The 1,240-nt window shown below is 74.5% G+C and carries 2 protein-coding genes; both read left to right on the top strand.

The genetic code is table 11. The features are described 5' to 3' along the window. Positions 1 to 193 precede the first annotated feature (193 nt). Positions 194 to 643 (top strand): NUDIX hydrolase, encoded by a 450-nt coding sequence (locus F2B26_RS16305; RefSeq protein WP_235929729.1) that lies wholly within the window; start codon positions 194 to 196, stop codon positions 641 to 643. A 125-nt stretch (positions 644 to 768) separates the two neighbouring features. Beyond that, positions 769 to 1,089: a PadR family transcriptional regulator gene (locus F2B26_RS16300; RefSeq protein ID WP_159811124.1), complete on the top strand. Its 321-nt coding sequence runs from the start codon at positions 769 to 771 to the stop codon at positions 1,087 to 1,089. The last annotated feature ends 151 nt before the right edge of the window (positions 1,090 to 1,240 follow it).

Genomic DNA, 1,240 nt, shown 5'->3' with positions numbered 1-1,240 from the left:
GCGCTCGACCTGCCGGTGGGCGCCCGCGCGGACCTCGTCGTGCTGGACGACGACCCGCTGGCCGTCGCGGCCGCACCGGGTGGGCTCAGCGGCGTGCGGGTCGCCGCCACGCTCGTCGGCGGGGAGTGGACCAGCCCGCTGGGGTAGGCCCGAACCCGGCATGTCCCGTACGGGCCTCCGGCAGACTCGGCAGGTGACGATCTTCCACGGCGACGAGTCGGACCTGCGCGTGGCGGCCTACGCCGTCGTGACCGGGGAGCGCGGGATGCTGCTCGCGCACTGGACCGACCGGCGGCACGACCACTGGTCCCTTCCGGGCGGCGGGATGGAGCCCGGTGAGCACCCCGAGCAGACGGTGCTGCGCGAGGTCGAGGAGGAGACGGGGTACCTCGTCGAGCTCGACGGGCTGCTGCACGTGCACAACCTCGTGGTCCCGGCCGGTGCACGGCTCGACTTCGGCGAGCGGGAGTTCCAGCAGCTCAGCTTCGTGTACCGGGCGCGGGTCGTCGGCGGACAGCTGCGCCCGGAGGCCGACGGGTCGACGGATGCGACGGCCTGGTTCGCACCCGACGAGATCGACGCGCTGCCCCGGATCGACCTGGTCGACCTCGCGCGCCGGCACGCCGGGCTGCTCGCGGTCTGAGTCGCACGGCGGAGCGCCGGGCTGCTCGCGGTCTGAGCCGATGCGGACCGCCGGTGGTTCACCGGCCAACCGTGGCCGAGCCTCTTGCCACATACATCGCCGCGCGATATATATCGGGGATGGCGATGAGCGAGCAGACGTACCTCGTGCTCCTCGCGCTCGCCGACGAGCCGCGGCACGGGTACGCCGTCGTCCAGGAGGTCCGCTCGTTGTCGGACGACAGGGTGAAGCTCGGGGCCGGGACGCTCTACGGCATCCTCGACCGCCTGGTCGCGGCCGGGCAGGCCGAGGTGTCGAGCGAGGTCGTCGTCGAAGGGCGGCTGCGCCGGTACTACCGGCTCACGGCCGGCGGCCGGCAGGCCGTCGAGGCGCACACCGCCGAGCTGGCCGCCCTCGCCCGCCGGGCACGCGTCGTGCTGGCGCGACCCGCCTTCGGCGGCGTGTGAGACCGCGGCGATGAGCACGGCGCAGGGGGCGCAGCCGGTGGACGAGTTCGAGCGCTCGGCCCGGTTCTGGTTGCGCGCCTACCCGGTGCGCTGGCGCGCGGTGCGCGGTGACGAGCTGGTCGGCGTGCTGCGCGACCTCGCGGGCCCCGAC

Origin of the sequence: Cellulomonas citrea (assembly GCF_009829685.1) — a bacterium.
Classification (GTDB): domain Bacteria; phylum Actinomycetota; class Actinomycetes; order Actinomycetales; family Cellulomonadaceae; genus Cellulomonas; species Cellulomonas citrea.
The sequence above is the reverse complement of the archived record's forward strand: the minus strand, read 5'-3'. Positions and strand labels throughout refer to the sequence as shown.

Excerpts from the sequence above, each read along its gene's own strand:
- F2B26_RS16300 (WP_159811124.1), top strand. The coding sequence starts at position 769 with ATGAGCGAGCAGACGTACCTCGTGCTCCTCGCGCTCGCCGACGAGCCG.